The sequence below is a fragment of the Streptomyces sp. PA03-1a genome (assembly GCF_033792805.1).
Classification (GTDB): domain Bacteria; phylum Actinomycetota; class Actinomycetes; order Streptomycetales; family Streptomycetaceae; genus Actinacidiphila.
On the sequence record NZ_JARAVO010000377.1, the window covers coordinates 1 to 5,930 of the forward strand.

6 protein-coding genes are annotated in these 5,930 nt (G+C 71.5%); 2 read left to right on the plus strand and 4 right to left on the minus strand.

Annotation, left to right across the window (positions count from 1 at the left end; all coding sequences use genetic code 11):
• On the minus strand, nt 1-378 hold a 378-nt coding region (locus PV341_RS43285), incomplete at its 3' end, for an electron transfer flavoprotein subunit beta/FixA family protein (protein ID WP_500360767.1).
• A 31-nt stretch (nt 379-409) separates the two neighbouring features.
• On the minus strand, nt 410-1,561 hold the full coding sequence (locus PV341_RS43290) for an acyl-CoA dehydrogenase family protein (RefSeq protein ID WP_500338950.1): 1,152 nt from the start codon (nt 1,559-1,561) through the stop codon (nt 410-412).
• A gap of 103 nt (nt 1,562-1,664) precedes the next feature.
• On the opposite strand from PV341_RS43290, the gene PV341_RS43295 reads away from it, so the two are divergent.
• Together PV341_RS43295 and PV341_RS43300 are read left to right on the plus strand one after the other, a co-directional pair.
• Entirely contained in the window at nt 1,665-2,369 is a 705-nt protein-coding gene (locus PV341_RS43295) for a TetR family transcriptional regulator (RefSeq protein ID WP_500321517.1), read from the plus strand.
• A gap of 49 nt (nt 2,370-2,418) precedes the next feature.
• A complete protein-coding gene (locus tag PV341_RS43300; protein WP_500321518.1) occupies nt 2,419-2,772 on the plus strand; it encodes a Zn-ribbon domain-containing OB-fold protein in 354 nt (117 codons plus the stop codon).
• 58 nt (nt 2,773-2,830) lie between these two features.
• On the opposite strand, the gene PV341_RS43305 is transcribed toward PV341_RS43300, so the two are convergent.
• On the minus strand, nt 2,831-4,825 hold the full coding sequence (locus tag PV341_RS43305; RefSeq protein ID WP_500360769.1) for an ABC transporter ATP-binding protein: 1,995 nt from the start codon (nt 4,823-4,825) through the stop codon (nt 2,831-2,833).
• 91 nt (nt 4,826-4,916) lie between these two features.
• Nucleotides 4,917-5,930 (minus strand): SulP family inorganic anion transporter (locus PV341_RS43310; protein WP_500360771.1); only part of this gene is annotated, 1,014 nt, incomplete at its 5' end.

A 5,930-nucleotide genomic window follows, 5' to 3' on the forward strand; every position in this document is an offset into this window, starting at 1 on the left:
CGTCCCATCGGTGGACGCCATCCCCGTCACCACCAGATCGAACCCCACGTGCTCGACCGCCTTCGCCAGCACCAGCGACGTCCCCATCACATCACTGCCATGCAAACCGTCGTCCTCGACATGGACCGCCTTGTCCGCACCCATCGACAACGCCTTGCGCAACGCGTCCTTCGCATCCTCCGGACCCACCGTCACCACCGTCACCTCGGCGCCGTCCGCAGCCTCCGCGATCTGCAGCGCCTGCTCCACCGCATACTCGTCCAGCTCCGACAGCAGACCATCCACCGCATCCCGATCCGTGGTCAGATCCCCCGCGAAGTGACGATCACCCGTGGCATCAGGCACGTACTTCACTGCGACAACGATCCTCAAGCTCACTTGATGTCCCTCCACACTCTCGGTTTGCTGATTACGGCAGGTTGCGGGCCATGACGATGCGCTGGACCTGGTTGGTGCCCTCGTAGATCTGGGTGATCTTGGCGTCGCGCATCATCCGCTCCACCGGGTAGTCCCGCGTGTACCCGTAACCACCAAGCAGCTGCACCGCGTCCGTGGTGATCTCCATCGCCGCGTCCGACGCGTAGCACTTGGCCGCCGCACCGAAGAACGTCAGGTCCGCGTCCGAACGCTCCGACTTCGCCGCCGCCGCGTACGTCAGCTGCCGCGCCGCCTCCAGCTTCATCGCCATGTCAGCCAGCATGAACTGGATGCCCTGGAACTCGGCGATCGCCTTGCCGAACTGCTTGCGCTCCTTGACGTAGCCCTTGGCGTAGTCCAGTGCGCCCTGCGCGATGCCGATCGCCTGGGCCGCGATCGTCACGCGCGTGTGGTCCAGGGTGCGCATCGCCGTGGCGAAGCCCGTGCCCTCCGCGCCGATCATCCGGTCCGCGGGGATCCGTACGTTGTCGAAGTACACCTCGCGGGTGGGCGACCCCTTGATGCCCAGCTTCTTCTCCGGGGCGCCGAAGGACACGCCCTCGTCGCCCTTCTCCACCACGAAGGCCGATATCCCCTTGGAGCGCTTCTCCGGGTCGGTCACCGCCATGACGGTGTAGAACTCGCTCACGCCCGCGTTGGTGATCCACCGCTTGACGCCGTTGAGCACCCAGAAGTCCCCGTCGCGCACCGCACGCGTCTTCATCCCCGCCGCGTCGGAGCCGGCCTCCGGCTCCGACAGGCAGTACGAGAACATCCCCTCCCCGCGTGCGAGCGCCCCGAGGTACTTCGCCTTCAGCTCCTGCGAGCCCGACAGCTGCACCGGCAGCGAGCCCAGCTTGTTCACCGCCGGGATCAGGGAGGAGGAGGCGCACACCCGCGCCACCTCCTCGATCACGATCACCGTCGACAGGGCGTCCGCACCCGCGCCACCGAAGGCCTCCGGCACGTGCACCGCGTGCAGGTCGTTCGCCTCCAGCGCGTCCCGCGCCTCCTGGGGGAACCGCCCGAGCTCGTCCACCTCGGCCGCGAACGGCGCGATCTTCGCCTCGGCCAGCGAACGCACCGCGTCCCGGAGCATGTCGTGCTCCTCCGACGTCCGGAAGAGGTCGAAATTGTCACTCACGTCCGTTACTCCAGTCCGCGTCAGCTTCCATGGCATCGAGTACCCTCAATTATGCACACTCAGTGCCATCGATCGACTGACCCCCGGTGTTAGGTTCGCCTCCATGACCACGAAGCCCCCGATGCGGGACGCCCTCGTCGCAGCGGCCTTCCAGCTCTTCCTCGAACGCGGCTACGAGGCGACGACGATCGACGACATCGTCACCCTCGCCGGCGTCGGGCGCCGGTCGTTCTTCCGCTACTTCCCCTCCAAGGAGGACGTGGTCTTCCCCGACCACGAGGGCGCGCTCGCCGACATGACCCGCTTCCTGGAGGCCAGCGCCGACACGGACGACCCGGTGACGCGGGTCTGCGACGCGGCGCGCCTGGTGCTCACCATGTACGCCGAGAACCCGACCTTCTCCGTGCAGCGCTACCGCCTCACCAAGCAGGTGCCCGGGCTGCGGGCGTACGAACTCTCGGTCGTGTGGCGCTACGAGCGTGCGATCGCCGACTACCTCGGGGCCCGCTACGCGGACCGCCCCGACGGCAAGCTCCGCGCCGACGTGATCGCGGCGGCCGTGGTCGCCGCCCACAACAACGGCCTGCGCACATGGCTGCGTTCCGGTGCGGAGGGCGACGCCGGCGCGGCCGTGGACCACGCGATGGAGTTCGTCCGCGCCGCCTGGAACGGGGACGGCGCCCCCCGGCAGGGCACCCCGGAGGCGGAGGACGACGTGGTGATCGTGATCACCAAGCGGCGGACGCCCATGTGGCGGGTCGTCCGGGAGATCGAGGCAGGCCTGACGGAGGAGGACTCCCTCACTTAAGGCACTGAGTGCCTTTTCAAAGTGCACTGAGTGCCATATCGTGTGCGCCATGAATGACCGGACTCTCGACGCGCACGACGAATCGGTTGACGGCGGGCTGCTGGTCCAGCGCTGCCGTTGGTGCGGCAACACCGCCTTCCAGCGCCTCCTCTGCCCCACCTGCGCCTCCACCGAGCTCGACGAGGTACGCAGCGACGGCACGGGGGTGATCGTCCGCTCGATGCGGGACGCCTCCCTCGTCGACCTCTCCGAGGGCTTCTCGGTACGGGGCCGGATCGTCGGCGCCCTGCCGATGCAGGTGCGCAGCGGCGCCCGCGTGCGGGTGGCCCGGACGGAGCGCGCCGATGCGGGCGAGCTCGTCTTCGAACTCTGCGAGCCGCCGGTGTCCCCGTACACCTGGTAGTCGCCCTGGCCCCGCAACGCGCCCCCGGCCGGGCCCCCCGACGGGCCGGTCCCGTGGGTCAGTTGTGCTCGGGGTGCTGGTACTGCCGGGACTGCAGCAGGTACATCTCGCGGAAGTCGCCCGTGCCCGCGCCCGGCCGCATCAGGTCGGCGAAGGCGCCGTGCTCGACGACGCGTCCCCCGTCCAGGACGTAGATCACGTCGGCGTGGCGGACGCTGTGCAGGCGGTGCGTGATCAGGACGACGGTCTGCCCGTCGGCGGCGAGCTCCCGGATGAGGTCGAAGACCCGCTGCTCGGCCTGGGCGTCCAGGGCGCTGGTCGGCTCGTCGACGATGAGGATCCGGGCGTCGCGGTACTGGGCCCGGCTGAGCTGGAGCCGCTGCCACTGGCCGCCGGATATCTCGTGACCGCCCTTGTACCCGCGGCCCAGCAGCGTGTCCCAGCCGCGGGGCAGGCCCGCGACGACCTCGTCGGCGCCGGAGTAGCGGGCGGCGGCGTCCAGGCGCTCGTCCGTCAGCAGGGCGTCGGGGCGGCCGATCCCGACGTTGACCCGCGCGGTGAACGGCCAGCGGTAGGCGTCCTGCGAGACCAGCGCGATCCGGTCGGTGATCTGCCGCCGGTCGGCGTCGGCCGCGTCGACGCCGTCCCAGCGGATCCGTCCGGAGTCCGGCGTGTACAGCCCGCACAGCAGCTTGGCCAGCGTGGTCTTGCCGCTGCCGTTGCGTCCGACGAGGGCGACGACCTGGCCGATGGGGATGGTGACGTCGACCTCGCACAGGGCCGGCGGCCGCACGAGCGGGGTGCCGGGCGCCGCGGCGGCGGTGACCGGGTAGCTGAAGGTGACCTTCTCGAAGCGGACGGCCTCGACCCGCTCCGGCAGGTCGAGCCCGCCGCGCGGGATCACCCGGCGGTCCGCCTCGGCGCACAACCGCTCCAGGTCGGCGACGAACAGCGCCTCCTCGTGCAGGTAGCCGAGTTGGACGACCAGCCGGTCCAGGGCGGAGGACCCGGTGCGGATGGCGATCACCGCCGTGCCGGCCACGGACAGCCCCATCGCCCCGCTCCACAGCAGCGCGCCCAGGGCGCCGTACGTGGCCGCCGTCGCCACCCCGGTCCACGCCGAGGCGACCAGTCCGGTGCGCGCCGCGAGCCGCGCGAGCCGGGTCTGCTCCCGCTCGCCGTTCTCGGCCATCGCCCTGAAGTGCCCCAGCAGGAACGGCCCCAGGTCGTGGACGCGGACCTCGGGCGCCGCCTCCGTCTCGATCAGCAGGCGTCCCAGCAGTTGCCCGGCGCGGGCGTGCTGCACCCAGTTGTGGAAGGAGATGTAGCGGCGGCGGGCGATGGTGAGCGCGCTCCAGGCGCTGGGCAGGGTCATCACCGCCAGCAGCGGGAGCAGCCCGGGGTGCAGGACGGTGAGCACGCCGGCCGCCGCGACCAGCGAGATCAGCGCGTTGACCACCGACGAGCAGAAGTTGATCATCCGCCGGGCCGACGCGGCGCCCCAGGACGCCGAGTCGAGCAGCTTGTGGAACTCGTCGTCCTCCACGGCCGCGAGCTCCACACGGGCGACGCGCTCCAGGTACATCTCGGTGGCCGCCCGTTCCACGGTCGGCTCCAGTTTGCCGGTGCCGGCCGTGGAGACCGAGCGCAGCACCGCCCCGGTCAGTGCGGCCGCGGCCACGAGCACCAGCGCCGGGGCCGCGCCCGTGAGCCGCTCGGCGGTCCCGCCGGGTACGAGCAGCCGGGCGAGCACCCAGTTGACGGCGACCAGGCCCACCGCCTGGGCGACACCGCGGCCCGCCTCGGCCAGCGCCACGACGCGCAGGGCCCGGGGATCGGCCCGGTGGGCCAGCCGCACGGTGGTCGCGACGAGCTGCGGGAGCCGCCGGAGCATCGCCCGCAGCCCCAGTTCCAGGAAGGAGCCGTCGTGCTTGTTCCAGCCCATGTCGTACCGCAACGGCCCGCCGAACAGCAGCCGTTCGGACTCCGACACCTCTTCCGGCGCGAGGACGTCCGGGTTTCCCGTGGCTTCCTGCCGCTTCCGCCTGGTCATGAGCGTCCCCCTCGGCGGCGGCCGCGGCGCGGTGCCGTGGCGGCCTTCCCACAGGGTGCTCCTCACGGCGGCGCCGTGTGGCCCGCTCCCGTCAGTGCGCCCCGTCCCCGCTCCCGGTGGTCCCGTTCCCGCCCCCGTCGGCGCCGCCTTCCGCCCAGGCGCGGTAGGCCTCGACCGCCGTCGGCAGGGTGGGGAAGATGCGCTCCCGGCCCACCGACCCGGTCAGGCCGTACGCGTCCAGGTCGTCCAGCAGGTCCTTCTTGACGCGGGCGAGCGCGAGGACGATGCCGCGGGCGGCGAGTTCGCGGCGCAGGGCGTCCAGGGCGTCCAGGGCGGTGATGTCGACCTCGACGTTGGCCTCGGTGTTGAGGACGAACCACCGCACCGGGTCGTGCTGCCGGTCGACGGAGGCCAGGGCCCGGCGGCGGAAGTCCTCGGCGTTGGCGAAGAAGAGCGGCGAGTCGTAGCGGTAGACGAGCAGACCGGGGATCGTGCGGGCCTGGGGGTAGTCGTCCACGTCGTGCATGCCGGCCAGGCCCGGCACCAGTCCCTCGACGGCGTCGTGCGGGCGGGCCACCCGCACCAGCATCTCCGCCACCGACAGGGCGACGGCGACCATGACGCCGTACAGGATGTCCAGGGCGAGCACGCCCACCAGGCACGCGAGGGCCAGCGCCAGTTCGCGGCGGCGGAACGACGCCAGACGGCGGAAACCGGCGAGGTCGATCAGCCGGCAGGCGGCGAAGACCACGATGGCGCCGAGGACGGTGGAGGGCATCGCGGACAGCGCCGGGTTGAGGAACAACAGGACGCAGACCACCGCCACCAGCGTCACCAGGGAGTACAGCTGGGTCCGGCTGCCGGCGGAGACGCCGAGCGCGGTGCGGCTGGCGCTGCTGCTGACCGGGAAGCCGTGCAGGACGCCCGACCCGAGGTTGGCGGCGCCCAGGGCGAGCAACTCCTGGTTGCTGTCGAGGCGGTCGGCGTCCTGTCCGGCGAAGGCCCGTGCGGTGAGCACGAAGTCGGTGTAGCCCACCAGCAGCACGCCCACCGCGGGCAGCAGCAGGTGGGCGTGCTGCTGGTGGGCTACACCGACTTCGTGCTC

Coding starts and splice junctions, on each gene's coding strand:
- PV341_RS43295 (WP_500321517.1), top strand. CDS start 1,665: ATGACCACGAAGCCCCCGATGCGGGACGCCCTCGTCGCAGCGGCCTTC.
- PV341_RS43300 (WP_500321518.1), top strand. CDS start 2,419: ATGAATGACCGGACTCTCGACGCGCACGACGAATCGGTTGACGGCGGG.
- PV341_RS43305 (WP_500360769.1), bottom strand. CDS start 4,825: ATGACCAGGCGGAAGCGGCAGGAAGCCACGGGAAACCCGGACGTCCTC.